Below are 25,227 nucleotides of genomic sequence, written 5' to 3'. Positions count from 1 at the left end.
TCGACACCAAGCCCGGTAGCCCCGATGAGCCAATTTCAGCCAATGCAATCGTCGTCCACCAGCCTCTCCAAGGAGGATCACTGTGAGAATTGAGCGGAGATTCACCCGTCGCGGCCAGGGCCCCTACGATGGTCTCACGTTCGTCAAACGTTCGTCCGAGATCCGCAACCCGGACGGATCGACGGTGTTCAAACTCGAGAACATCGACGTTCCCGAGCAGTGGTCCCAATTGGCCGTCGATATCTTGGCACAGAAATACTTCCGGAAGGCGGGCGTGCCGCAAAAGGACGCCAACGGCCAGCCGCTCACCGGTCCCGACGGCAAGCCGCTGTTGGGAGGCGAACGTGACGCCCGGCAGGTCTTCGAGCGGATGGCCGGCTGTTGGACCCATTGGGGCAAATCCTACGGCTACTTCAAGACTCCGGAGGACGCGGAGGCCTTTCACGACGAGATGTGCTGCATGTTGGCCCGCCAGATGGCGGCTCCCAATTCTCCGCAGTGGTTCAACACCGGCCTGCACTACGCCTACGGCTTGTCCGGCCCGGCTCAGGGTCATTACTACGTCGATCCGAAAACCCGCGAGGTCGTCAAGGCGACCAACGCCTTCGAGCATCCGCAACCCCACGCCTGCTTCATTCAATCGGTCGATGACGATCTCGTGAACGAGAACGGCATCATGGATCTCTGGGTGCGGGAAGCCCGGCTGTTCAAGTACGGCTCGGGCACCGGGACCAATTTTTCACGACTGCGCGGCGACGGCGAAGGGCTGTCGGGCGGGGGACGGTCCTCCGGCCTCATGTCGTTCCTCAAAATCGGCGATCGGGCCGCCGGCGCGATCAAGTCCGGCGGCACGACCAGGCGGGCGGCCAAGATGGTCTGCCTCGATCTGGACCATCCGGACATCGAAGAGTTCATCGACTGGAAAGTGATCGAGGAACAGAAGGTCGCCGCGATGGTGACCGGCTCGAAAATCTGCGCCCAGCGGTTGAACGCTGTTTTGAAGGCCTGCCATGCCGTGGACGGCGAGGGCCGCAGGAAAGTCGATCTGGACGCAAAAACCAATCCGGTGCTGCGCGAAGCCCTGGCGTTGGCGCGGCGCGACATGGTGCCGGAGCCGTATATTCAACGGATGTTTTCCTACGCCCGGCAGGGCTACACCCATTTCGTCTTTCACGAATACGACACCAACTGGGACGGCAAAGCCTACCAGACCGTGTCCGGCCAGAATTCCAACAACAGCGTCCGCATTCCGAACGAATTCTTTGCGGCGCTGGAAGCGGACGGGGATTGGCAGCTGAGACGGCGGACCAGCGGCAAAGTCTGCAAGACGGTCAAGGCCCGCGACCTGTGGGACCGCATCGCCTGGGCCGCCTGGATCTGCGCCGACCCGGGCACGCAGTACGATACGACGATCAACGAATGGCATACCTGTCCGGAAGACGGCCGGATCAACGCCTCCAATCCCTGTTCCGAATACATGTTCCTGGACGACACGGCCTGCAACCTGGCCTCGTTGAATTTAGCCGCTTTCTACAGCGTCGACGGCGAATTTCAATTGGAGGATTTCCGCCACGCGGTGCGGCTGTGGACGATCGCGCTCGAAATCAGCGTGCTCATGGCCTCGTTCCCCAGCCGGTCGATCGCGGAGAAGAGCTATCAATTCCGCACCCTCGGGCTGGGCTATGCGAATTTGGGGACGGTCCTCATGCGGCAGGGCATTCCTTACGACTCGCCCAGAGCCTTGGCGATTTGCGGCGCCATCACGGCGATCATGACGGGAGAGTCCTACAGCGCTTCCGCCGAAATGGCGGCGGAACTTTGGCCCTTTCCCGGCTACGCGAAAAACCGCGAGCACATGCTCCGCGTCATCCGCAACCATCGGCGCGCCGCCTACAACGCCGCGGCGGAGGAGTTCGAAGGGCTCACGACCCTGCCGATGGGCATCCAGGCGGAATATTGCCCGCCGGATCTCCTCATCGCGGCGCGGCGCGCTTGGGATCGCGCGCTGGAGCTCGGTACGGCGTACGGATTCCGCAACGCCCAGGTCACCGTCATCGCCCCCACCGGCACCATCGGCCTGGTGATGGACTGCGACACGACCGGCATCGAGCCGGACTTCGCCTTGGTGAAGTTCAAAAAGCTGGCGGGCGGCGGCTACTTCAAGATCATCAATCAAAGTCTGCCGGCGGCCTTGGCGACGCTGGGCTATACCGACGAACAGATACGGGACATCGTGCGTTACTGCGTCGGCGCGCAGACGCTCAAGGGAGCGCCCTTCATCAACCATGAGACCCTGCGGCAAAAGGGCTTCGACGACGCGGCGCTGGAACGGCTGGAGAGCAGCCTGGCGCAGGCTTTCGAAATCCAGTTCGCCTTCAACAAGTTCACCCTCGGCGAGGCCTTCTGTCTCGAAAACCTCAAGCTGACCGAAAGCCAGTTGAACGACCCGCAGTTCAACATGCTGAAGGTCTTGGGCTTCACGCAGGAAGAAGTCGCGGCGGCGAACGACTACTGCTGCGGCACGATGACCGTAGAGGGCGCGCCGCATCTGAAAGCCGAACATCTCCCGGTGTTCGACTGCGCCAACCGCTGCGGGCGCATCGGCCAGCGTTACATCGCGGTGGACGCCCACATCCGCATGATGGCGGCGGCGCAGCCGTTCATCAGCGGCGCGATCAGCAAGACGATCAACATGCCGGCCGACGCCACGTTGGAAGACGTGAAGGCGGCCTATCTGTTGGCCTGGAAGAGCATGGTGAAGGCGGTGGCGCTCTACCGTGACGGATCCAAGCTGAGCCAGCCGCTGAGCGCCTCCACCGACAGCGGCAAGGCGGTGGAAGTCCAGACCGATGTCATGGCGGTGGCGGAAAAAGTCACCGAACGGGTGCTGGTGCGCTATCTCGCCAAGCGGCGTCCGCTGCCCACCAGGCGCAACGGCTATACGCAGAAGGCCATCGTCGGCGGCCACAAGCTCTATCTTCGCACCGGCGAGTACGAGGACGGCACGGTCGGGGAGATCTTCCTCGACATGCACAAGGAAGGCGCCGCGTTCCGCAGCCTGATGAACTGCTTCGCGATCGCCATTTCGTTGGGTCTGCAGCACGGCGTGCCGCTGGAGGAATTCGTCGAAGCCTTCGTCTTCACCCGGTTCGAGCCGAACGGCCCGGTCAAGTTGAACGACCGGATCAAGATGTCCACCTCGATCATCGATTACATCTTCCGCGAGCTGGCGGTGACCTATCTCGACCGGTACGACTTGGCCCAGGTGAAGGAAGACGATCTCCGCATGGATTCGATGAAGAAGGACGAGTTGGATCCTGAGTGCGTCGAAGAAGAAGCGGACCTCGATGCGTTGGCCAAGTCGTCCGTATTGACCGAACATCTGCCGATCCGCCGAAACGGCGGGAAGGGGAACGGGCATGGGAACGGCCACGGCTTGGCTGCCCGCCAGGTCGAGATCATGCGGGAAACCTTGACGCTGACCGAAGTGCAAAGCGCCAAAGTGAAGGGCTACGAAGGCGATCCCTGTCCCGAGTGCAAGCAGTTCACCATGGTCCGAAACGGGACCTGCCTGAAATGCGTGAGTTGCGGCGCCACCAGCGGCTGCTCGTAACGGAAGGACCCCGGGCGAATCAGACGGTACTGCCATGAGCCTGATACGTTTGTTGCCACAAATCAGCATTCCCCCCATGGAGGCCAAGGGGGTCGACGATCCGACCGTGGCGCGGCGTTTTGCCGACCGCCTGAGGGGTCGTGTGGCCGAGATGCAGAAGGAGCTGGAGGATGACGAACAACTGGAAGTCGTGGCTTTTCTGCCGTCGGGAACAGCGGTGGCTGTGGACGCGGTGGGATACGAGAGTCCCGCTCTCTTCACGCTCAAAGGGCGGGAGCAGGACACAGGGAAAGCCTGCGCCCTCCTGGTCCATCAATCATCGCTGCAGATCCTGGTTTCCGTTGAAAAGGTTCCGTCAGGACAGACGCGCAAGATAGTCGTCTTTAAGGGGCTTTGAGGTCGGATCCTCGGCCGGGCTTCCCGCTGGTGTCCGGTACGCCGCCGGCAGTCTGAACGGCGCTTGATTCTCAGGCCGGGACGTGGAATGTTATACGGCATCGCTCACGGTGACCCGGCGACCGAGATGGGAGAATAGCCACGATGCCTACGACGACGCAGTTGGTGATCAGCGGCCAGAGCAAGCCCGGCGTCCTTGCCGACGTGGCCTCCGTGCTCGGCGAATCGGGCGTGAACATCAAGGCCTTTTCCGCGCCGGAAGTGACGGGAACCGGGAAGCTGCGTTTGCTGGTCGCGGATCTGGATGGAGCCCGCGCCGCCTTGAAGGCGGCCAAGATCAAGTTTACGGAAGAAACCGCGCTGATTTTGAGCCTGGAAAACAAACCGGGGGCGTTGAAAGAGGTCGCCGACCTGCTCACGAAGAGCCGCATCAATATTAAATGCGGCTACTGCACACCCTCGCGGGAAGGAAAGCGGGCCATCGTCGTGCTTACCGTGTCGAATACGGACAAAGCGCTCGCCATTCTCCGTACGCAGTCCCTCGACGAGTTCTGATCGATGCCGGTGGAGCCGTCCTCGCGGGCCGCTCGTCTGGTTCTGACCATCCTGACCGTCTCGGCGTTGATCCAGGGCTGCGCCGGGACCGTTCCCCGGGACCGTTATCCCAACTATCCCATCGGCTACACGGAACAGGGCACCGCCTCGTGGTACGGACCAGGCTTTCATGGCAACAAGACGGCCAACGGAGAACGCTACGACATGCACCGACTGACGGCCGCCCATCGGACTCTGCCGCTCGGGTCCGTCGCCTTGGTGCGATCGTTGAGTACCGGCCGGGAGGTCACCGTGCGTATCAACGACCGGGGACCCTTTGTCCGAGGCCGCATCCTGGACCTGTCGCTGGCCGGCGCGCAGGCGCTTGGGATGACGGGCAACGGCACCGATCAGATTGAGCTGCGGGTGGTGGGTTACACGCCGAGGCCGGAGGGTATGGGATTTCTACGGCTTCAAGTCGGCGCCTTCGCCGACATTCAGAACGCGAGAGGTCTCTTCGAGTTGGTCCGTGCGGAATACCCGGGCGGACGTGTGATGCAGATCGACCTGGCGGAAGGCCGGCGCTTTCGTGTTCAAATCGGACAATTTTTGACTGAAGCTGAAGCGCAGCAGGCGGCCGCTCAGCTCGAACGGAAATACAACCTTCAATCATTCATCGTGCGCGATGACAATGGGTGAGGTGGGCTCTGAACGGAAGTGGTTGATTTCGCTTTGACTTTTTTTGAATTGCTTGCCCAGGCTCCCTGACTATGATAGATGTATCCCCCATGGATACACTCAGAAACGGCCGGATCATCCTATTTGTACCAGCTGCAGATGGGCCGTCCCCGAGGCCGCTCCTCCTCGACGTCCCGCTCTCCCTGATGCCAGCCCTGCTGGTGGTTCGTCCATAATATACGACGGCTATGGACATCCTGATCCTTCTGGGATTGATAGGGTTATCCGCCATTATTTCCACCGCCGAGATCGGGTTTTTCTCGGTCAATGAAACGAAGCTCCGAGCCCTCGCCCTGAACGGCAACAAACGGGCAGCGAAGGCCCTTCAGCTCAGAAGCGACCCCCAGAAGCTTCTTTCCACGATCCTGGTCGGGGACCGCCTGGTCGGGACGGCGATCCCCATGTTCGCCACCTTCATTACGCTGAACACCTACGGGGGCCAGACGTTCTTCGATGAAGCGATCGCCGTGATGGTCGGCATCCTGACCTTCGTCCTGCTCGTCTCCGTCGACGTGATTCCCAAGACCTTGGCGGCGAAGTTCGCCGTGCCGGTCACGTTGAACATGGCCTACCCGGTCTACGGCGTCCAAGTGCTGTTGAAACCGATCCTGGTGCTCATGCTCCCGCTCATCAATAAGCTGACCGGCGGCAAGGGCTTGACGCTCCCGTTGGTGACCGAGGAAGAGCTGAAGATCATGCTGGACGAAGGCGGCAAGGCCGGCGCCCTGGAATCGGAAGAAGTGAAGATGATCAAGAACGTGTTCCAGCTGAAAGACATCACCGCCGAAGATGCGATGACGCCCCGCATCTACGTCTTTTCATTGGACGGGAACCTGCGGCTCAAGGAGGCGCAAGAGCTGCTGTACAACTCGAAGTACAGCCGCATTCCGGTCTACGACGGCACGCTCGACAACATTACCGGCATTCTTTACAAGGCCAAGGCCCTCACCGAGCTGGCCAAGGGGCGCACGGACGTCCGGCTGCGGGACATCGCCCATCCGCCGCTGTTCGTGCCGGCCGGGAAGACCGCGGACGACCTCATGAAGCAGTTCCAGCAGGAAAAGCGCCATATGGGCATCGTGGTCAACGAATACGGCGGAGTGATGGGACTGGTCACGCTGGAAGATCTCTTGGAGGAAGTCGTCGGCGAGATCGTGGACGAAACGGACATCAGCGAAGAGCTGATCAAGCGCATCGGGAAGAGCCAGATCCTCGTGCACGGACGGACCGAGGTCCGGAAGGTGAACGACTTCCTCAAGGTCGATTTGGGCGACGAAGCCTTGACGATCGGCGGCCTGATTCAGGAAGAGCTCGGTCGCATCCCGAAAGCCGGCGAAGAAATCCGCATCGGCAACTGCCGGCTCGTGGTCCATGAAGCGGACCCCCGCTCCATCCGCAGCGTGCAGATCTTCAAGGACGAGAAGGTCGCGCCGGCGGTCGAAGCGGCGGTCAGCCTGAGTTGAGCGCCGGCTTCACCAACTCCTTGAACTCATCTTCATTCAGGATCCGGACTCCCAATTCCCTCGCCCGGTCGAGCTTCGAGCCGGCCTCGTGCCCCGCCACCACATAGGTTGTGTGTTTGCCGACGCTGGAGGAGACCGTTCCGCCCAGTTGTTCGACGAGCGCCTTCGCCTCCTCGCGGCCGAACGCCTCTAGCCCGCCGGTAAAGACGAAGACCTGGCCGGAAAGCGGCAGCCGGGACCGGTCGCGCTGAGGGGCTGATTCCTCGATCGACAGGCCCAACTCGCGCAATTGCTCGATCACCCGGCGATTCGACGCTTCCTGGAAGAACGACACGAGACTCGATGAAATCTCCGGACCGATCTCCTTGACAGACTCGAGGCGCTCCTTGTCAGCCGCCATAATCGCGTCGAGCGAGCCGAATTCTTTGGCCAGGACGTTGGCGATGTGCCGGCCGACCTGCCGGATGCCCAATCCCATCAGGAAGCGTCCCAGCGGCACCTGCTTGCTGCGTTCGATGGAGGCCATCAACAGGTCTGCCGAGCGGTCGGCAAAGCCTTCCAGCGTCAGCACCTGCTCTTTCGTCAGGCGATAGAGATCCGCGAGCGTTTTGACCAGTCCCCGATCCACCAGTTGCGCCACGGTCTTCTTGCCGAGGCCTTCGATGTTCATGGCCTGCTTGGAGGCGAAGTGCTCGATCGTGCCTCTCAATTGCGCCGGACAGACCGCCAGACCCGTGCAGTAGAAGTACGCCCCTTCGCGCGCCACGGCGGACCCGCAGATGGGACAGTGATCGGGCATCGTGAACGGTTCCGACCGGGTTTCGTTCGGCACCGGCACCCGCCCGGCGATCGCCGGAATCACGTCGCCCGCCCGCTCCACCTTCACCGTGTCTCCCACGCGGATGTCTTTGCGGGCCACTTCGTCGGCATTGTGCAGGGTCGCCCGGCTGATGGTCACGCCGCCCACTTCCACCGGCCGCAGCAGCGCGAGGGGCGTGAGCGTGCCGGTGCGCCCGATCGACACGATGATATTCTGCACGACGGTGATCTCCTTGCGCGGGGGAAACTTGAAGGCCACCGCCCAGCGCGGGCTCCGCGATTTTGCACCGAGCCGCTCCTGCCAGTCCCGGCGATTCACCTTCACCACGATCCCGTCGATCTCATACGCCAGCTGATCCCGCTGCGCCTCGGTTTCACGGTGGAATGCCATCACATCGTCGATGGCGTCGCACAGGCGGCGGTGAGCGGGGACAGGAAGCCCCCACCTCGCCAGCGCGTCGAGCTCGGCCCAGTGTGTTTCAGGCTGCGGTTTATCCATGACCACGATCTCGTAACAGGTGACGACGAGCGGGCGGCCGGCGGTGATGCGTGGATCCAACTGGCGGAGCGAGCCGGCCGCCGCGTTCCGGGGATTGGCGAAGGGTTCTTCGCTCCGTTCCACCATGCGGCGATTGAGCCGTTGAAAATCGTCCAGCCGCATGTAGACTTCCGCGCGGGCTGCGAGATGAGCCGGCGCATCGGCGCCCGCCTGTAGGTGGAGCGGCAGCGAGCGGATCGTCCGCAAATTCGCCGTGACGTCTTCGCCCGTGTTGCCGTCGCCCCTGGTCGATCCCCGGACAAAGCGGCCGCGGTCGTAGACGAGCTCCACCGACAACCCGTCGAACTTCGGCTCGACCGTATACTCGACCGCCTGGACGCCCAATTCCCGCTTCATGCGCAGATCGAACGAGCGCACGTCCTCGGGATTGACCAGGGAGTCGAGGCTGAGCATCGGACGCTCGTGTTGGATTTTTCCCAGCTCCGCCAGCGGCGCGGCGCCGACGCGTTGAGTGGGCGAGTCCGGCGTGACGAGGTCGGGGTGAGCCGCTTCCAGCTCCACCAGCTCCTGGAAGAGGCGGTCATATTCGCCGTCCGAGATCTCCGGCCGATCTTTGACATAGTAGAGGTAATCGTGGTGCCGGATGGTCTCACGGAGCTGCGCCAGCCGGTCCCGTACTCCGCCGGGCCTTTCGTGAGGCGATCGCTCGGGCGGATGGAAGAGGTCTCGCGGCGTCACTGTCCGGTCTGCTCGGAGGTGTTCGATCTGAAGAAAGTGGAGTGACCGTAGCATAGGGGCCGGGACCGGTCAAACCTCGGTCCGGCCCACTTCACTTTGACTTTCGCAACGTTGGCCTCTATTCTAAGTGACCCGCCGGCCCGGCCCGGGCATGGGAGGGAGTTTGCCACCAACCATTCCACGATCGGTCAGGTGGTGGTAAAGGAGGTCACTATGCAGATGGAGGAGCGGCACGTGAAGGACCGGACTTTGAAACGGATGACATGGGGGCTCGCCGTGCTGTGCGCTGGCCCGTTGCTGAGCGGATGCGTGGTGCTGGAGGAAAAGTACAATGCGGAGAAAGCGCGCAGCCTCAATTTCCAGCGCCTGCTCGCGCAGGAAGAAAAGCGCACCGCCGAACTGGACAGCGAGGTGAAGCGCACGAAGAAGGAGCTGGCCGAATTCGAAGCCCGCAACCGCGAGCTGACGGCGCAAGTGCAATCCGCCCGCGAACAGATGGCCCGCCTGCAGGAAGAAGCGGAGGCGATCAAAGAGTCGGCGCTGCTTGAGCGCAAGGCCATGGAAGACATGCGCAAAGGAGGGGGCGCGGCGAAGGCCAAGAAGCAGGCTCCACCGTCGGATCTGCTGGGAGACCTCAGCGGCCTGCAAGCCGATCTGCCCAAGGATTTGACGCCGAAGGACACGCCGTCGATGCCTGAGCCCGCGCCCGCGGCCAAAGCCGGCGCGACGATTCATGTCGTCAAGCCCGGCGAGACGTTGTTCCGGATCAGCCGGCGGTACGGCATCGACGTCGAGAAGCTCAAGAAGATGAACAAACTTCCGGACGACATCATCGAAGTGGGCCAGAAGCTCGTGGTGGGCACCGAGTAAGGGACATTGCCCCGATGGCGACCCCGCGCTATTCATTGAGCCTCAACGAGTTCCGCTCCTACGCCAAGGAGGGGAATCTGATCCCTTTGTACCGGGAAATCCTGGCGGATCATGAGACGCCCGTATCGGCCTTCGCCAAGATCGACCATGGTCCCACGGCTTATCTGTTGGAAAGCGTCGAGGGAGGGGAGAAGTGGGCGCGCTACTCGTTTCTCGGCAGCGGCTCGCCCATCGTCATGGTGGAGGACAAAGGCGATCTGGTCATCAAGCAAGGCGCACGCACGAGGCGGATACCGAGCCGGAGCGCCCCACTCGACCGACTCCATGAATTTATGGAGACCTATCGCCCCGTGACCGTCCCGGGACTGCCGCGTTTCGTCGGCGGCGCCGTCGGCTACCTGGGATACGACATGGTGAAGACGTTCGAGGAGCTTCCCTCGCGGCGGAAGGATTCGCTCGGCCTTCCGGACTTCGCCTTTCTCCTGACGGACACGCTGCTCATTTTCGACAACGTCGCGCAGAAGATCAAAGTCGTGGCCAACGCGCATGTCGCCTCGCCGTCGGACCGGGAAATCCGAGCCGCATACCGGGATGCCGCCGCCCGCATCGAACGGATGATCGCCCGCCTCAAGAAACCGTTGCGGCCGGCGAAGGTGAAACGCCGGCGGTCGCCGATCCGGTTCATGTCCAATATGAGCAAGGCCGACTTCGAAAAGATGGTGGCCCGCACGCAGGAATACATCAAGGCCGGCGACATCTTTCAATGCGTGCTGTCCCAGCGATGGGAAACGAATCTCCATTCGCCGCCGTTCCAGCTCTATCGCGCGCTGCGGGTCGTCAATCCTTCGCCCTACATGTACTATGTGCGCCTGGCCGGGGTGGAACTCGTCGGCTCTTCGCCGGAGATTCTCGTCCGCTGCGAGGACGGTCTCGTCTCGGTCCGCCCGATCGCCGGCACCAGGCGCCGGGGGAGCACGGCGGAGGAGGACGCGCAGCTGGAACGCCGCCTGCTGGCCGACGAAAAAGAACGGGCGGAGCACATCATGCTCGTCGATCTGGGCCGCAACGACGTCGGGCGGGTGGCGCAACGGGGCTCGGTCCAGGTGGAATCGCTCATGAACGTGGAGCGTTACTCCCATGTCATGCATATCGTGTCGAACGTCAACGGAAAGCTGGATCCCTCCAAGACGGTCTATGATGTCTTGAAAGCCTGCTTTCCGGCGGGTACGGTGTCCGGCGCCCCGAAGATCCGCGCCATGGAAATCATCGAAGAACTCGAGCCGACCAAACGCGGCCCGTACGCCGGCGCGGTGGGGTACATCAGCTTTTCCGGCAACATGGACATGTGCATCAACATCCGTACGGTCGTGGTCTCCCGGCACCGGGCGTTCATCCAGGCGGGCGCGGGCATCGTCGCCGATTCGAACCCCGAGCATGAGTACGAAGAGACCTGCAACAAGGCCCGCGCGATGATGAAAGCCATCGAGCTGGCGGAGCAGGGGCTGGAGTAGAAAGCGGTGACAGGTGACAAGTGACGCGTGACAAGCGAAGCCGTATCAGTCGGAAGCCTTGCCCGTCACGCGTCACACATCACGCGTCACGGTAACGTCATGTTGCTCGTCATCGACAACTACGATTCCTTTACCTACAACCTCGTCCAGTATTTGGGCGAGTTGGGTGAGGATGTCCGTGTGTATCGGAACGACAAGATCACGCTCGACGAGATCGAGAAGTTGGAGCCGACGCGCATCGTGATTTCACCGGGCCCCTGCACGCCGAAGGAGGCCGGCGTGTCGGTCGAGGCGATCCGGCGGTTCGGGGGCAAGATCCCGCTGCTCGGCGTCTGTTTGGGACATCAGTCGCTGGCGGCAGCCTACGGCGGCGACGTGATCCGCGCGCCGCGTTTGATGCACGGCAAAACGTCGCAGATCAAGCACGACGGAAAAACGATCTACCGTTCGCTGCCGAATCCCTTCGAAGCGACCCGCTACCATTCGCTCATCGTCAATCGGACGAATCTGCCCGCCTGCTTGGAAATCTCCGCGGAGACGGCCGAGGGCGAGATCATGGGACTTCGCCACAAGACGCTCGGCGTCGAGGGGGTGCAGTTCCATCCCGAGTCGATCCTCACGACCGTCGGCAAAGACCTGTTGCGGAATTTCCTGACCCTCTAGTCGTCCCGTGGATGACCTGTGACGATACGAGCAGCGCTTGCAAGACTGGCGGATCGCGCCAACCTCTCGGCGGAGGAAGCCGAGGAGGTGATGGCCGAAATCATGGACGGCGCGGCCACGCCGGCGCAGATCGCCGCCTATCTCATGGGGCTTCGCCAGAAGGGCGAGACGGTGGAAGAAATCACCGGGTCGGCCAGGGCCATGCGGGCGCGGGCGACAAAAATTCGGGTGGGGGCGCACGTCGTGGTGGATACCTGCGGAACCGGCGGTGACGGCGCGCACACCTTCAATATCTCCACGACGGCGGCCTTCGTCGTGGCGGGAGCCGGCATCACCGTCGCCAAACACGGCAACCGGTCCATTTCATCCAAGTCGGGCAGCGCGGACGTGCTCAAAGCCCTGGGCGTCAGGATCGACCTGCCGCCGGACCGGGTGGCGGAGTGTATCGACGAAGTCGGCATCGGGTTCCTCTTCGCGCCGCTGTACCATGGCGCGACGAAGCATTGCGCCGAGCCGCGACAGGAGATGGGCATCAGGACCTTGCTGAACGTCCTCGGTCCCTTGACCAACCCGGCCGGCGCGACCCATCAGGTCATCGGCGTCTATGACGCCGGGCTCACCGACATCCTGGGGCAGGTGTTGCTGCAACTCGGCTCGCAACATTGCTTCGTGCTGCATGGCATGGACGGGCTGGACGAGGTGACCCTGTCCGATCGGACGAAAGTCTCGGAGGGCAAGGGCGGGGTCGTTTCCAGCTATTTCATCACGCCGGAAGAATTCGGTCTTCCCAAAATGGCGCGAAAGGAGTACGCCGGCGGCCTGCCGGAGGAGAACGCCCGCATCATGCAGGAGATCCTCCAAGGACGAAAAAGTCCCAAGCGGGACATCGTCTGTCTCAACGCGGCCCCTGCCATGGTGGCCGCGCAGAAGGCGAAGACACTGCAAGAAGGATTTCGGCTGGCGCAACGGGCGATCGATTCCGGCGCGGCGGCCGACAAGCTGGACCGATTGATCGCCTACACCCGGAAAGTGGCTCAGGCATGATCCTCGACCGCATTCTGGAGCATAAAAAGGCCGAGCTTCGTCACAAGCAGAGCCGGTCGTATCTGGCCGACCTCAAGGCGGCGATCCGCGACGGCTCGCCCCCTCTGGGCTTTGCCGTGACGCTGGATGCGACGAGGAACGAGACCAGCCCGGCCCTCATCGCCGAGGTCAAGAAGGCCTCGCCCAGCTTGGGTCTTTTGCGGCCGGAATTTGAGGCGAAATTCGATCATGTGGCCATCGCGCGCGCCTATCACGAGCATGGCGCGTCGGCGGTGTCCGTCTTGACGGACAAGGAGTTTTTCCAGGGCGATCTCGCCTATCTGGCCGACATCAAGCGGGCGCTGCCCATCCCGGTGTTGAACAAGGAATTCATGGTGGGCGAGATACAATTTTATGAGGCGCGCGCCCATGGAGCCGACGCGGTCCTACTGATCGTGGCCGCCTTGGAGCGCCGGCAATTGATCGATTTCCATGCCCTGACCAAGGAGTTGGGCATGGACACGCTCTTTGAAACGCATCACGAGCGCGAGCTTGACACCGTGCTCGAATGGATCCCGGATGCCCGGCTGATCGGCATCAACAACCGCGACCTGCACACGTTCACCACGGATCTCGACGTCACGTTTCGCTTGGCGAAGCGGATTCCATCGGACAGACTGATCGTCAGCGAAAGCGGCATCCATAGCCGAGCGCATGTCGAGCGACTGGCCGAAGCGGGAATCCATGCGATGCTCGTCGGAGAAGCGTTGATCAAAGCCGGCGATATCGGTGTGAAGACGGCGGATCTGCTCGGCCGGACGGCCGGCGTTCGGGCGCAAGGGAGGGGATAACCATGGTGGGACGCGCGTGCGCACTCATGCTTCTCGGTCTGTACGCAGCCGGGTGCGCCGGTACGGTGTACGACAAGGCGGCGCAGACCTGGGATGCGTGGATCGGAACCAGCAAGGACGACCGCGTGAGGGATCTGGGCATTCCCACACGGTGCCATACGTTCAGGTCCGGCGGCGAAGCCTGTGAGTGGCCTATCCGTTGGAACTCGGAGGCGGTGGGGACGATGACGGTCCAGTTCGATGCTCGGGGACAAGCCTGCCACTGGACTTATCGAGACCCCTATGAAGATCGCCGGAGTCGCAACACCTGTTCATGAGTGAGGACGATGGCATCCGTGAAGGTCAAAATCTGCGGAATCACCAATGTGGAGGATGCGGCGGCGGCCGTGGGTGCAGGCGCCGACGCGCTCGGCTTCGTACTCTACCGGCAGAGCCCCCGCTATGTCGACCCCGCCGCCGTGCGGGCGATCGTGGCCGGCCTGCCGCCGTTCGTCTTGACCGTGGGCGTCTTCGTGAACGAAGAGGCGGGGACGGTGCGGAAGGTGATGGATGAGTGCGGGCTGGCGCTCGCTCAACTCCATGGCGATGAAACCGCGTCCTATTGCGAGGCGCTGGGCCGGCCGGCCGTCAAAGCCCTGCGTCTGAAAGATCGGGGGACGTTTCTGGCTTTGGCGGAGTTTCACGGACGAGCCAACGTGCGGGGCTTTCTGATCGACGCCTATTCCGAGCATGCTTACGGCGGCACCGGACGGACTGTCGATTGGACGCTCGCGGCCGAAGCGGCGCATTCGGCGCCGATTCTGCTGGCCGGCGGGCTTACGCCCGCCAACGTCGCGGAAGCCGTACGCGCCGTGAAACCCTACGGCGTCGATGTGAGCAGCGGCGTCGAAGCGCGCCCGGGCAAGAAAGATCTGGACAAGGTGAAGGCGTTCATCAGAGCCGCGAGGCTTGTGTCGGCGTAAAGCCGCCGATTATACTGCCGTCTCACCGCGAGGAAGCCTGAAGATTTATGCCGTCTCTTCCCGACACTCATGGCCGGTTCGGCCCCTATGGAGGGCGTTATGTGCCGGAAACGCTCATGCCGGCGCTGCTTGAATTGGAGCAGGAGTATGCCGCGGCCAAGAGAGACCGCCGATTTCAAAAAGAGCTGGCCTATTACCTGAAGCAATACGTCGGACGTCCCACCAGTCTGTACCGTGCGGAACGACTGACCAAGCGGTTGGGCGGCGCAACGATCTATCTGAAGCGTGAAGATCTGTGCCACACCGGGGCGCACAAGATCAACAATGCCATCGGGCAAGTGCTGCTCGCGATGCGGATGAAGAAGCCGCGCATCATCGCGGAGACCGGCGCAGGCCAGCACGGCGTCGCCACTGCAACCGCCGCGGCGATGTTCGGCCTCGAATGCGAAATCTACATGGGCACGGAAGACATGCAGCGGCAGGCGCTGAACGTGTTTCGCATGAGGCTTCTGGGCGCAAAGGTCACGGGCGTGGACGCGGGCAGCCGCACGTTGAAGGACGCCATCAGCGAAGCGATGCGGGATTGGACGACGAACGTGCGGACCACACACTACATTTTGGGGTCGGTCCTCGGCGCCCATCCCTATCCGATGTTGATCCGGGACTTCCAGGCGGTGATCGGGCAGGAGGCCCGTCGTCAGATCTTGGCGGCGGAAGGCCGCTTGCCTGACTGGCTTGTCGCCTGTGTCGGAGGCGGCAGCAATTCCATCGGCCTCTTCCATGCCTTTCTGAAAGACAAGAAGGTCAAGATGGTCGGCGTGGAAGCAGGAGGGCTCGGCATCGCGAGCGGCAAGCATGCCGCGCGATTTTCGGGGGGCAAGCCCGGCGTGCTGCAGGGCACGATGACCTATCTGCTCCAGAACGACGACGGTCAGATCAATCTGACGCACTCCGTGTCGGCGGGACTGGACTATGCGGCGGTCGGCCCTGAGCACAGCCTCTATCACGACGAAGGGCGCATCGAGTACACCTACGCCACGGACGACGAAGCATTGGCTGCCTTCGATCTTCTGGCCCGAGACGAAGGCATCGTCCCGGCGCTGGAGAGCGCCCATGCCGTCGCGCACGTCGTCAAGCTGGCGCCCACACTGAAAAAGTCTCAGCTCATCATTGCCAATCTCTCCGGCCGCGGAGACAAGGACGTGCAGCAGGTTGCCCGCATGCGCGGCGTGACGCTCTAGTGATGAGTGAAGGGTGATCAGTGATGAGTGATGAGAAGAAGATGAAACAGAAGCGGCATGGCCGTCTTCCTCCCAACTCATCACCCATCACTCATCACTCATCACTTCTGAATCGTCTCGACGCGACGTTCGCGCGGCTCCGACAAGCAGGCGAGAAAGCCTTGATCGCTTACATCATGGCCGGAGATCCCGGTCTCGCCGAAACCGAACAACTGGTCGTGGCATTGGAACAGGCCGGGGCCGATATCATCGAGCTCGGCGTGCCCTTTTCGGATCCCATCGCCGACGGGCCGGTCATTCAGCAGGCGGCCGAACGAGCCTTGCGCAGCGGAACCTCGCTGAGACAGATTCTGGCGTCGGTCGCCTCGTTGCGCCGGCGCACGCAGATTCCGATCGTGCTGATGGTCTACTACAATTCCATCCATGCGATGGGGCTCGACTCGTTTTGCAAAGAAGCGCAGGCGGCGGGGGTGGACGGCTTGATTGTACCGGACATGCCACCCGACGAAGCAGGCCTCCTGAAAGGCCCGGCAGCCGAAGGGGGGTTGGATCTGATCTTTCTCTTGGCGCCCACGAGCACCGCAGCCAGGCGGAACTACGTCGCGAAGGAGTCCCAGGGTTTTCTCTATTACGTATCGATCACCGGCATCACCGGCGCGAAGATTCAGAACATGGCGGAGGTCGGGAAGAACGTCGCGAAGATCAGAAAGGCGACCAGCACTCCCGTCGCCGTGGGATTCGGTGTGTCGACTCCCGAGGATGCGGGTAAAGTCGCCGCGATGGCGGACGGCGTCATCGTCGGCAGCGCCATCGTCAAGCAGATCGCCGCTCACCAGCAGCAATCGGACATGGTCTCATCCGTCGCGGCCTTCGTCGGCTCCCTGAAGGGCGCCATCAGACAGGCCTCTTCTCAGCAACATGCGTCCGCCTAGCGGCCCGAACGGCCTGCGCTCCCCTTCGACGAGCCTGTCCTGAGTGAATCGAAGGCCGCAGGGCGAGCAGGCCGGAATTAATCGAATTGAGCGTTGTGGGAAGAACTACCGCTTGCCGGAGTTCGGGGTGGGGGGCATGTATTTGATCATCTCGTCCGTCAACTCGGCGGCGACGTCTTTCAGGTTGGGCTTGAAGAACATATAGCTGCTGGCCTTTTCGTGGCGGGCCTTCCAGATCGTGGCGCCCGTCGTGGCGTCCACGAGGCGCATCGTGAGTCCGACGCGGCCCACATTGTCGCCCTCTTTCCTCGCATATTCCCAGGCATTGATGCGGATGATCAAAAACGATTCGACGTTCAACGCCTTGCCGAGTTTGATTGCGGAGTCCTTGTCCGATTGGCCCGTCATTTCCAATCGCGAAAAGTAGAACACGAGCGAGTCGAAGGCTTCCTTCGAGCCCTGAAAAATGTCCGTCACCTGTTCGGCCGGTACGACGCGTTCGATCCGCCCCGCCTTGGCGAGGGAGTTGGCGATGACTTCCTGGATGTCCTCCCGCGCGCTGTCGTACTGGCTCGCCATCGGCGGCAGCACGGCGATGGATTGAGGACGGAAGACCCGCGCTCCCGGACCTTCCCACATCTCCTGCAGCCCCCCGCAGCCCGCCAGGGTGACGAGCAGCAGCATTGCGCCTAACGAATATGTCCTAAGCCGATCCGTCGCCATGCCGGTCAGTATACCATTAGAACGGAAAAAAACGATGGCCCTTCGACAGGCGCCCGAGTGAATCGCAGGGCTCAGGGCGAGACCCGGGATATTAGAAGGTCAGTGACACGGAGCCGGATGCGAGGGCGCCTCGCTCTCGGAAATCGTAGCCGCCGCCCACATCGACGCGCAGGGCGAATATCCGTATGCCAAACCCTGCAGTGGGAGTGAAGGGTGATGCCGCATCCTGCATATTCTTGAAAGCGCCGACGCGGAAAGAGAGAAATTCGGACAGAATGGTCTGCTCGGCCCCCAGGCCGATCACCTGGCTTTTTACGCCCGGGACAAACGTTTTGTTGGAAGTCACGTCCACGTCGGCGGCTAACGTCAGGGTCGACCAGGGCTTCACGGCGACGCCCCCGCGCACTTGCGGATTCAACTTGTACTGGCTTCCGTCCGGCGCGTCGAATTCCGGCTGGTTCAGATCCTTGGCGACCACCGCCACCCGCAGCCAGGAAGACGGCTGGTAGATAGCGCCCACGTCGACACCGTAGGTCGTCGAGATTTTCGCTTTGCCGAAATTGTCGGTCAGGTTCACGTCTTGACCGCCGCTGACTCCGACGGAACCCGCATAGGCGGCGCCTTGAATGATTTTTCCAGTGACGCCGATGGCAAATGTCTTGTCGGCGAAGGCATAAGCGTAGGAGAAGGCGGCCTGCCGGGCCTCTAGTCCCCTGAGGAGAAAGGCGCCTTGAACGCTGCCACCGGTCTGCCGAAACTGGTTACTCGGATCGACGAATGCTCCAGCCGTTGCTACATCGGAGACGTTGAACCCGAATGCATGCTCGCCAAAATGGCCTTTCGCATAGAGTCCGCCGGCGGCAATGCCTGACACAGTCCCTCTGTTGATCCTATCTGCAAGTTCTTGCGCTCTCGTCGGATCGGGGGTCCTGAAGTTTTCAATGTCCTTTAACGTCTCCCTGACATCGCCTCGGTCGATCGCCTGGCCGGTCACCACCGCCCGGATATCCACCGCCTGCGTCATGGCGAGACCGGCGGGATTCCAATAGGTCGCCAGCGCGTCGGTCGTGACGGCGACGCCTGCGCCGCCCATACCGGCCGCGCGAGGGCCGACAATGGCGAATTCCACCGCCATGGCCGGCACCGGCAGCGAACAGAGCACTGCGAGCAAAAGAGCGCGTTTCCCGGTAAGAGTCATGGCATGCCCCTTGGTTTGAAGCGCAGTCTAGTAATGTCGGTCGCTTCCGTCAAGGATTAGACGATCAAGCCGTCCTGCATGTGCACGATCCGGTCGCATTGCGCGGAGAGCTTGTCGTTGTGGGTGACGATCACGAAGGTGGTGCCGCGCGATTTGTTCAGGTCGCGCATCAGGGCGAAGAGACTTTCGCCGGTGTGGGTATCGAGATTGCCGGTCGGTTCGTCGGCCAGAATCACGTCCGGCTTTTGCATCAGCGCCCGGGCCATAGCGACCCGCTGCTGCTCGCCGCCGGAGAGTTCTCCCGGTTTGTGGTGCAGGCGGTTTGCCAATCCCACTTCCGTCAACAGCGCGGTCGCTTCCGCTTCCACCGAGGCCTGATCGCGGCGTTGGACCAAGGCAGGCATGGAGGCGTTTTCCAGCGCGGTGAACTCCGGCAGCAGATGATGGAATTGGAAGACGAAGCCGACGCGGCGGTTGCGAAAGTCCGCCTGCTGGGTCTCGGATAATTGGAAAAGATCCTGGCCGTCGAACGTCACCGTCCCGCTGGTGGGCCGATCCAGCGTCCCGATGATGTGCAGCAGCGTGCTTTTCCCGGCCCCTGAAGCGCCGACGATGGCGATCAATTCGCCGCGCTGGATTTCCAGGTTGATCCCCTTGAGCACGGGCAGCTCGTAGGAGCCCATGGAAAAGGATTTGTGGAGGTCGGTGATTTTGATCATTGCATGTGGTGACCGGGTGGTTCGGCGATTCGGTGATGTTCAGACTTCACCAAATCGCGGAATCGCCAAATCCAACTTTCCCGGTTCATTCGTACCGCAGCGCCGCCACCGGTTCGAGCTTCGCCGCCTGGCTGGCCGGATAGACGGTGGCCGCGAAGCTGATCAGGATCGCCGAGCCGGCGACGAGCAGCACGTCTTCGGCCAGGATATGGACCGGAATCTTGGAGATGTAATAGACCGTCGGATCGAAGGTCCAAAAGGTCTGGATCAGCCAGAGGAACGCATAGCCCAGCGGAATGCCGATCGCGGTGCCGCTGAAGCCGATGATCAATCCGTTCAGCATGAAGATGCGGCGGATGCTGCGCTTCGTGGCGCCCATCGCTTTCAGGATGGCGATTTCCTTCTGCTTCTCCGTGACGATCATCGTCAGCGTGCTCACGATGTTGAACGACGCGACGATCGTGATCAGCACCAGCAGCAAGAACATCATGGTCTTCTCGAGCTTGAGCGCCGAAAAGAGATTGCGGTTCATCTGCATCCAATCGCGCGCCCCGTGGCTGAAGCCCAGCTCGTGCTCGATGTCGCGGGCGATCTCGCCGGCGCGGAACACGTCCGTCACTTTGACCTCGATGCCCGTGACGCTCCGGTCCATGTTGAAAAATTTCTGCGCTTCCCCCAATTCGATGTAGCCGAGCGAGGAGTCGTATTCGTACATGCCGGAATGGAACAGGGCCACGACGGCGAAGGTGCGGATCTTCGGCACCATACCCATCGCGCTGATCGGCCCCACCGGCGAGACGACGTTGACCGTGTCGCCGACGAAGACGCCGAGGCGCAACGCCAATTCTTTGCCCAGGATGATGCCGGGCTTCTCGACCGGTTGGGGCTCGCCTTGCGGATCGTCCACGGGGACCTGCTTGACCTTCATGGGGGTGAGCAGGTCGGTCAGTTGGCCGGCGGAGATGTTTTTCGCCAGCTCGGTCACCTGCGCTTCGCGCCGGGGATCGATGCCCCGCAGCACGATGCCCTGCACGCCGGACTGGGTCGTGAGCAGCACTTGGCGGAGGACGAACGGCGTGGCGGCCGCGACCGCCGGCACCGTCTTGACCTTTTCGATGACGGGCTCGTAGTCCGTCATGTTCTCCTTCATCCGCTCCTGGACGATGATGTGCGCGGTCGTGCCGAGAATCTTGCCTTGGATGTCTTCCTTGAAGCCGGTCATGATGCCGACCGTGCCGATCAAGGCCGCCACCCCGAGGGTGATGCCGGCGATGGACACGAAGGTGTTCAGCGAGATGGTCCGGTTGCGGCGTTTGGCCCGCAGATAGCGAAGACCGACGAAAATCTCATAGGGCAGGGCCACTATGGTTTCTCCGGGCGCAATTGCGGGAAGAGGACCACGTCGCGGATCGAGGCCTGGTTGGTGAAGAGCATGATGAGGCGGTCGATGCCGATCCCTTCACCGGCCGTGGGGGGCATGCCGTATTCCAGGGCGCGGAGAAAATCCTCGTCCACCAGGTGCGCCTCTTCGTCGCCCGCCTCCCGCTGCGCCGCTTGCTCCTCGAACCGTTGCCGCTGGTCCAATGGATCGTTCAACTCGGAGAAGGCGTTGGCGATCTCCCGGCCGGCGATGTAGAGCTCGAACCGGTCGGTGAGGGTGGGGTCGGAGTCCTTGCGTCTGGCGAGCGGCGAGATCTCGATGGGGTAATCCGTGATGAACGTCGGCTGCTGGAGATTGGGCTCGACCGTCTCCTCGAAAATTTCGTTCACGATGGTGAACAGCGAGGCGTTCGGATCGACCGGCACGTTGAGCTGCCTGGCGGCCGCGAGCGCCTTGGCGCGGTCCTTCAGCACGGCCGCATCGAGCTTGTTCACTTCAAGGATCGCCTGATGGTAGGACCGGCGCCGCCAGGGGGGCGTGAGGTCGATCTCCCTGCCCTGATAGTCGAGCACGGTGTTCCCGAGGATCTGCCGCGCCAGCGTGGACAGCATCTCTTCCGTCAGCACGATCAGGTCGTGATAATCGGCGTACGAGACGTAGAATTCCAGCATGGTGAATTCGGGATTGTGGATCGTCGAGATGCCCTCGTTCCGGAAGTTCCGGTTGATTTCGAACACGCGCGGAAAGCCGCCCACGATCAGCCGCTTCAAGTAGAGCTCCGGCGCGATCCGCAAATAAAGATCGACCCCCAGTGCGTTATGGTGCGTCACGAAGGGTTTGGCCGTCGCGCCGCCGGGAATCGGATGCATCATCGGCGTCTCGACTTCGAGAAACCCGCGCTCGATCAGGAACGCCCGGATCCCGGCGATGATCCGGCTGCGCGTCGCGAAAATCTGATGGACGTCGGGATTCGCGATCAGATCGACATAGCGCTGGCGATAGCGTGTCTCCACATCGGTCAAGCCGTGCCACTTCTCGGGCAACGGGCGCAGGGCCTTGCTTAAAAACGTCAGTTGCCGCACTTCGACGGTAAATTCGTTCGTCTTGGTTCGGAACAACACGCCTGTCACGCCGATCCAATCGCCGAGATCGAGCTGCTCGCAGACGGCATAGGCCTGCTCCGAGAGCAGATCTTTTTTCAGATAGACCTGCAGGCGATCCGACCCGTCTTGGAGCACGGCAAACGCGGCCTTCCCGAAGCGGCGGAGGGCGACGATGCGCCCGGCGAGTGTGCAGGAGATTTGCTCCTGCTCCAGCACGTCCTTGGTCTTTTCACCGTGGAGCTTGATCAACTGGCCGGCCCGATCCTTGACTTCGAAGCGCGTGCCGTAGGGCGCCACGCCGGCCTTGCGCAGCTCATCGAGCTTCTTGATCCGTTGTTGCCGCTGTTCGTTCAGTTCGTCCATGGCGTCTTTCTGGTCTATCTGGTCTGTCTCGTCTATCTGGTCTTATGGTCCATCTCGCGCGAGAAAGACCAGACAGACCATCAACCAGATAGACCGCTTTCGTCATCGCTGACCACTGAAAGCTGATCGGTGCCTTTGGCCGCCTTCTTCTTCAAATAGGCTTCGATGAATCCGTCGAGATCGCCGTCCATCACGGCGGAGACCTGACTCGTCTCGTAGCCGGTGCGGTGGTCCTTCACCAGTTGATAGGGCTGGAACACGTAGGAGCGGATCTGACTGCCCCAGGCGATGTCTTTCTTTTCGCCGACGATCGCGTTGAACTCGGCCTCTTTCTTTTTCTGCTCCAACTCGAACAGCCGGGCCTTGAGAATCTTCATCGCCCCGTTGCGGTTCTGGAGCTGCGACCGCTCGTTCTGGCACTGGACGACGATGCCGGTCGGCAGGTGGGTGATGCGGATCGCGGTTTCCACCTTGTTCACGTTTTGGCCGCCGGCCCCGCCCGAGCGGAACGTGTCGATCTTCAGGTCTTTGTCCTCGATCACGACGTCGACCTCCTCGCTGAGCTCCGGATACACGAAGACCGACGCAAAGGAGGTGTGGCGCCGCTTGTTGGAATCGAAGGGGGAAATGCGGACCAAACGATGGACGCCCGCCTCGGCCTTGAGATACCCATAGGCGTAGGGGCCCGTAATCGAAATCGTCGCGCTCTTCACGCCCGCTTCGTCCCCCGCGAGGAAGTCGAGCGTGTCCACCTTGAATGTCTTGCTCTCCGCCCACCGGACGTACATGCGGAGCAGCATCTGCGCCCAATCTTGCGACTCCGTGCCGCCGGCGCCCGGATGGATGGCCAGGATCGCGTTGTTCGGGTCCAAGTCGCCCGAGAGCAGCAGCTCCACGCGCAGGCTCGCGAGGCGCGGCTCCAATTGGTTCAACTCGGCCGCCAGCTCCTGCTCGAGGGCAGGGTCGCCGCTTTCCTGCGCCAGCTCCAGCAGTGCCTCCAGATCGCCCAGCTTGCCTTCGATCTCGCGCCATTGCCGGAGGTCGCGCTCCAGCGTCGCCTTCTTGCGGCTGACGACGGCCGCGGCGCGGGCGTCGTTCCAAAAATGGGGCTGGCTCATCTGGGCTTCGAGTTCGTGCAGATCGGAGGTCATGCGGGCGAAGTCAAAGATGCCCCCGTAACTCGGCGACTTGTTCTCCGACGGTTCGCACGCGGGCCTGGACTTCATCGAGCATACGGCAATCCTTCCTCTCGTCTCGCTTACGCGGGGGTAATGGCGGTTGTCCCGTGGGCCGGTTCCTTGGTGCGGAACAATCCAAACAGGCACAACAGCGCGCAGATTAACACACAGCCATAGGCAAACACATCCCCGTGGCGGGTATAAAAGGTGTGCGGCTGCCAGGCGGTGAGACGGGCCTGGAGCGCCGCTTCGGTAAAGAGCGCGGAGGAGTCCAGAATGCGACCGAAGGGATCGATGAAGCCGGAAATGCCGGTGTTCGCCGATCGGGCGAAGGCCAGGTGGTTTTCGACCGAACGCAGGACCACCATGGCGAAATGCTGCGCCGGTGCCGACGAGTTGCCGAACCAGCCGTCGTTCGTGATCGTGACGAGAAATTCCGCGCCGTTGGTCGCGAACCGGCGCACCAAATCCGGAAAGATCACCTCGTAACAGATCGCCACGCCGAATTTGACCGGGCGGGCAGGGCCGTCGGCCGACTTTGGCGCGAACGAGAGCACCGTCGAGCCGGGGCCCGCCTCGAAATCGCCGATGCCCTCGACAAGCTTGTCCAAAAAAAAGAGCACGGAAGACTTGAGCGGAATGTATTCGCCGAAGGGCACGAGATGATGCTTGTCATAGCGTCCCAGCACCTGCCCCTCCGGCGTCAGGAGATAGGCGCTGTTCAGCAGATAGGGCCGGCGGTCCGAATAAAAGCGCAGTGCCGGGCTGCCGAGCAGAATCGGCGCCTGGGCCCGAGCCGCCCAGGCCGCGAGCTGGAGCTGATAGTCCCTCTCCCGTTCGAGCACGAAGGGCGTGGCCGCCTCCGGCCAGACGACGAGATCCATCCCGCTTCCCAGTTGATCGGTCAGGCGATCGAAGCGCGCCATCGTTTCGTCGCGAAAGGCCAGATCCCACTTCACCGCCTGATCGATATTGGGCTGGACCACGCCCACCGTGATCGTCGAGCGGGGGATGTCCGAAAACGGCGCTTCGGACGTCACCCAGGAGCCGTAGTGCCAGGAGAGCGTCACCAAGAGAACCGCCGTCGTCGCCAATTCCCAGGGCAGCCGGGCCGGGCGGAAGCCGCGGAAAAACGGCATCATCCATGAAATCAGCTCCGCCAGCGCCAGGTTCACCAGCACGATGAGAAACGATACGCCGTACACGCCGAAATGGTCCGCGATTTGGATGATCTCGATCCGGCGATACTGTGAATATCCGAGGAGGCACCAGGGGAGGCCCGACAGGAAATAGGTCCGCAGCAGCTCCAGGCTGACCCAAAAGCAGGGCGCCAGCAAGATGCCGTAGCGGGGGATCAAGTCACGGAGCCAGACCACGCTCAGACTGTAGAGCCCGACGTACACGCCCAAATAAGCCGTGAGCAGCAGCAGGATCGCGTAGCTGATCGGCAGCGGGACTTTCCCATAGGTCGTCATGGCGGTGACCACCCAGGCCATGATGCCGGTAAAGCCGATCGTGCCGGTCAGCCAGCCGAGCCAAAAGGCCCGGCGTTTCGGGATGTGGTCCAGAGTCAGATGGAGCGGAACCAGCGCCACCCAGGCCAGCGCGCCGAAATCGAACTTGGGAAAGCAGAAGGGCAGAAGCAGGCCGCTCGCGCAGGCGAACAGTATCTGGCGCGCACGAGCTCGATCCATCGCGCAGTAACCATA

At 62.2% G+C, this 25,227-nt stretch carries 22 protein-coding genes; 14 read left to right on the top strand and 8 right to left on the bottom strand.

The features are described from left to right. Positions 1 to 82: 82 nt before the first annotated feature. The 5 genes from NITMOv2_RS10630 (at position 83) to NITMOv2_RS10610 (ending at position 6,744) form a co-directional block, all read left to right on the top strand. On the top strand, positions 83 to 3,613 hold the full coding sequence (locus NITMOv2_RS10630) for a vitamin B12-dependent ribonucleotide reductase (RefSeq protein ID WP_053379845.1): 3,531 nt from the start codon (positions 83 to 85) through the stop codon (positions 3,611 to 3,613). A gap of 34 nt (positions 3,614 to 3,647) precedes the next feature. After that, complete coding sequence (locus tag NITMOv2_RS10625) at positions 3,648 to 4,010, top strand: hypothetical protein (RefSeq protein WP_053379844.1); 363 nt, start codon at positions 3,648 to 3,650, stop codon at positions 4,008 to 4,010. A 143-nt stretch (positions 4,011 to 4,153) separates the two neighbouring features. Further along, positions 4,154 to 4,564 (top strand): ACT domain-containing protein, encoded by a 411-nt coding sequence (locus NITMOv2_RS10620; RefSeq protein WP_053379843.1) that lies wholly within the window; start codon positions 4,154 to 4,156, stop codon positions 4,562 to 4,564. Positions 4,565 to 4,567: 3 nt separating this feature from the next. Beyond that, the gene (locus NITMOv2_RS10615) at positions 4,568 to 5,242 is read left to right on the top strand and encodes a septal ring lytic transglycosylase RlpA family protein (RefSeq protein WP_053379842.1); all 675 of its coding nucleotides are present in this window, start codon (positions 4,568 to 4,570) and stop codon (positions 5,240 to 5,242) included. Between the two features lie 227 nt (positions 5,243 to 5,469). Next, on the top strand, positions 5,470 to 6,744 hold the full coding sequence (locus NITMOv2_RS10610) for a hemolysin family protein (protein WP_053379841.1): 1,275 nt from the start codon (positions 5,470 to 5,472) through the stop codon (positions 6,742 to 6,744). Here NITMOv2_RS10610 and ligA read toward each other — a convergent pair. After that, positions 6,731 to 8,728, bottom strand: a complete 1,998-nt coding sequence (gene ligA / locus NITMOv2_RS10605) for an NAD-dependent DNA ligase LigA (RefSeq protein ID WP_053382057.1) — start codon at positions 8,726 to 8,728, stop codon at positions 6,731 to 6,733. The genes NITMOv2_RS10610 and ligA overlap by 14 nt on opposite strands. A 285-nt stretch (positions 8,729 to 9,013) precedes the next feature. Here ligA and NITMOv2_RS23455 point away from each other — a divergent pair, with 285 nt between their 5' ends. The 9 genes from NITMOv2_RS23455 to trpA all read left to right on the top strand — a co-directional run bounded on the left by NITMOv2_RS23455 (position 9,014) and on the right by trpA (position 16,853). After that, on the top strand, positions 9,014 to 9,670 hold the full coding sequence (locus NITMOv2_RS23455; RefSeq protein ID WP_053379840.1) for a LysM peptidoglycan-binding domain-containing protein: 657 nt from the start codon (positions 9,014 to 9,016) through the stop codon (positions 9,668 to 9,670). 14 nt (positions 9,671 to 9,684) lie between these two features. Further along, the gene (gene trpE, locus NITMOv2_RS10595) at positions 9,685 to 11,181 is read left to right on the top strand and encodes an anthranilate synthase component I (RefSeq protein WP_053379839.1); all 1,497 of its coding nucleotides are present in this window, start codon (positions 9,685 to 9,687) and stop codon (positions 11,179 to 11,181) included. 99 nt (positions 11,182 to 11,280) lie between these two features. Next, positions 11,281 to 11,844 carry an anthranilate synthase component II gene (locus tag NITMOv2_RS10590; RefSeq protein WP_053379838.1) on the top strand — a complete coding sequence of 188 codons (564 nt, stop codon included), beginning with the start codon at positions 11,281 to 11,283 and terminating at the stop codon, positions 11,842 to 11,844. 24 nt (positions 11,845 to 11,868) lie between these two features. Beyond that, positions 11,869 to 12,888, top strand: coding sequence for an anthranilate phosphoribosyltransferase (gene trpD, locus NITMOv2_RS10585; RefSeq protein WP_053382056.1), 1,020 nt, complete (start codon positions 11,869 to 11,871; stop codon positions 12,886 to 12,888). Next, on the top strand, positions 12,885 to 13,718 hold the full coding sequence (gene trpC, locus NITMOv2_RS10580) for an indole-3-glycerol phosphate synthase TrpC (RefSeq protein ID WP_053379837.1): 834 nt from the start codon (positions 12,885 to 12,887) through the stop codon (positions 13,716 to 13,718). Before trpD ends, trpC begins: the two co-directional genes overlap by 4 nt. Positions 13,719 to 13,720: 2 nt before the next feature. After that, a complete protein-coding gene (locus tag NITMOv2_RS10575) occupies positions 13,721 to 14,035 on the top strand; it encodes a hypothetical protein (protein ID WP_053379836.1) in 315 nt (104 codons plus the stop codon). A 9-nt stretch (positions 14,036 to 14,044) separates the two neighbouring features. After that, positions 14,045 to 14,680 (top strand): phosphoribosylanthranilate isomerase, encoded by a 636-nt coding sequence (locus NITMOv2_RS10570; RefSeq protein ID WP_053379835.1) that lies wholly within the window; start codon positions 14,045 to 14,047, stop codon positions 14,678 to 14,680. A 47-nt stretch (positions 14,681 to 14,727) separates the two neighbouring features. Further along, positions 14,728 to 15,921 carry a tryptophan synthase subunit beta gene (gene trpB / locus NITMOv2_RS10565; RefSeq protein ID WP_053379834.1) on the top strand — a complete coding sequence of 398 codons (1,194 nt, stop codon included), beginning with the start codon at positions 14,728 to 14,730 and terminating at the stop codon, positions 15,919 to 15,921. A 107-nt stretch (positions 15,922 to 16,028) separates the two neighbouring features. Then, positions 16,029 to 16,853, top strand: a complete 825-nt coding sequence (gene trpA / locus NITMOv2_RS10560) for a tryptophan synthase subunit alpha (protein ID WP_053382055.1) — start codon at positions 16,029 to 16,031, stop codon at positions 16,851 to 16,853. Positions 16,854 to 16,958: 105 nt separating this feature from the next. On the opposite strand, the gene NITMOv2_RS10555 is transcribed toward trpA, so the two are convergent. From NITMOv2_RS10555 to lnt, 7 genes are all read right to left on the bottom strand, one after another. Continuing rightward, a complete protein-coding gene (locus tag NITMOv2_RS10555; RefSeq protein ID WP_053379833.1) occupies positions 16,959 to 17,537 on the bottom strand; it encodes a hypothetical protein in 579 nt (192 codons plus the stop codon). A 130-nt stretch (positions 17,538 to 17,667) separates the two neighbouring features. Beyond that, positions 17,668 to 18,711, bottom strand: coding sequence for a conjugal transfer protein TraF (gene traF, locus NITMOv2_RS10550; RefSeq protein WP_145976273.1), 1,044 nt, complete (start codon positions 18,709 to 18,711; stop codon positions 17,668 to 17,670). 119 nt (positions 18,712 to 18,830) lie between these two features. Further along, positions 18,831 to 19,493, bottom strand: coding sequence for an ABC transporter ATP-binding protein (locus NITMOv2_RS10545; protein ID WP_053379831.1), 663 nt, complete (start codon positions 19,491 to 19,493; stop codon positions 18,831 to 18,833). A gap of 85 nt (positions 19,494 to 19,578) precedes the next feature. Continuing rightward, on the bottom strand, positions 19,579 to 20,856 hold the full coding sequence (locus NITMOv2_RS10540) for a lipoprotein-releasing ABC transporter permease subunit (protein WP_145976272.1): 1,278 nt from the start codon (positions 20,854 to 20,856) through the stop codon (positions 19,579 to 19,581). Next, entirely contained in the window at positions 20,856 to 22,340 is a 1,485-nt protein-coding gene (gene lysS, locus NITMOv2_RS10535; RefSeq protein WP_053379830.1) for a lysine--tRNA ligase, read from the bottom strand. The genes NITMOv2_RS10540 and lysS overlap by 1 nt, the downstream gene beginning before the upstream one ends. Before the next feature lie 80 nt (positions 22,341 to 22,420). Next, a protein-coding gene (prfB, locus tag NITMOv2_RS10530; RefSeq protein WP_202967348.1) for a peptide chain release factor 2 occupies positions 22,421 to 23,573 on the bottom strand; the annotation gives its coding sequence in 2 pieces (ribosomal slippage) (positions 22,421 to 23,503 and positions 23,505 to 23,573; 1,152 coding nt in all). Positions 23,574 to 23,598: 25 nt separating this feature from the next. Then, on the bottom strand, positions 23,599 to 25,212 hold the full coding sequence (gene lnt, locus NITMOv2_RS10525; RefSeq protein WP_053379829.1) for an apolipoprotein N-acyltransferase: 1,614 nt from the start codon (positions 25,210 to 25,212) through the stop codon (positions 23,599 to 23,601). Between the last annotated feature and the right edge of the window lie 15 nt (positions 25,213 to 25,227).

This window comes from Nitrospira moscoviensis (genome assembly GCF_001273775.1).
In the GTDB taxonomy this organism is placed as follows: Bacteria; Nitrospirota; Nitrospiria; order Nitrospirales; family Nitrospiraceae; genus Nitrospira_D; species Nitrospira_D moscoviensis.
Note: the sequence above shows the minus strand (reverse complement) of the source record. Positions and strands in the feature narration are given on the sequence as shown.

What these genes read in the sequence shown, in the direction of transcription:
- lysS (WP_053379830.1), bottom strand. Translation starts at nt 22,340, where the DNA reads ATGGACGAACTGAACGAACAGCGGCAACAACGGATCAAGAAGCTCGAT.
- NITMOv2_RS10615 (WP_053379842.1), top strand. Translation starts at nt 4,568, where the DNA reads ATGCCGGTGGAGCCGTCCTCGCGGGCCGCTCGTCTGGTTCTGACCATC.
- NITMOv2_RS10625 (WP_053379844.1), top strand. Translation starts at nt 3,648, where the DNA reads ATGAGCCTGATACGTTTGTTGCCACAAATCAGCATTCCCCCCATGGAG.
- NITMOv2_RS10575 (WP_053379836.1), top strand. Translation starts at nt 13,721, where the DNA reads ATGGTGGGACGCGCGTGCGCACTCATGCTTCTCGGTCTGTACGCAGCC.
- trpB (WP_053379834.1), top strand. Translation starts at nt 14,728, where the DNA reads ATGCCGTCTCTTCCCGACACTCATGGCCGGTTCGGCCCCTATGGAGGG.
- NITMOv2_RS10545 (WP_053379831.1), bottom strand. Translation starts at nt 19,493, where the DNA reads ATGATCAAAATCACCGACCTCCACAAATCCTTTTCCATGGGCTCCTAC.
- traF (WP_145976273.1), bottom strand. Translation starts at nt 18,711, where the DNA reads ATGGCGGTGGAATTCGCCATTGTCGGCCCTCGCGCGGCCGGTATGGGC.
- trpE (WP_053379839.1), top strand. Translation starts at nt 9,685, where the DNA reads ATGGCGACCCCGCGCTATTCATTGAGCCTCAACGAGTTCCGCTCCTAC.
- NITMOv2_RS10555 (WP_053379833.1), bottom strand. Translation starts at nt 17,537, where the DNA reads ATGCTGCTGCTCGTCACCCTGGCGGGCTGCGGGGGGCTGCAGGAGATG.
- trpC (WP_053379837.1), top strand. Translation starts at nt 12,885, where the DNA reads ATGATCCTCGACCGCATTCTGGAGCATAAAAAGGCCGAGCTTCGTCAC.
- NITMOv2_RS23455 (WP_053379840.1), top strand. Translation starts at nt 9,014, where the DNA reads ATGCAGATGGAGGAGCGGCACGTGAAGGACCGGACTTTGAAACGGATG.
- NITMOv2_RS10610 (WP_053379841.1), top strand. Translation starts at nt 5,470, where the DNA reads ATGGACATCCTGATCCTTCTGGGATTGATAGGGTTATCCGCCATTATT.
- NITMOv2_RS10590 (WP_053379838.1), top strand. Translation starts at nt 11,281, where the DNA reads ATGTTGCTCGTCATCGACAACTACGATTCCTTTACCTACAACCTCGTC.
- NITMOv2_RS10570 (WP_053379835.1), top strand. Translation starts at nt 14,045, where the DNA reads ATGGCATCCGTGAAGGTCAAAATCTGCGGAATCACCAATGTGGAGGAT.
- NITMOv2_RS10620 (WP_053379843.1), top strand. Translation starts at nt 4,154, where the DNA reads ATGCCTACGACGACGCAGTTGGTGATCAGCGGCCAGAGCAAGCCCGGC.
- lnt (WP_053379829.1), bottom strand. Translation starts at nt 25,212, where the DNA reads ATGGATCGAGCTCGTGCGCGCCAGATACTGTTCGCCTGCGCGAGCGGC.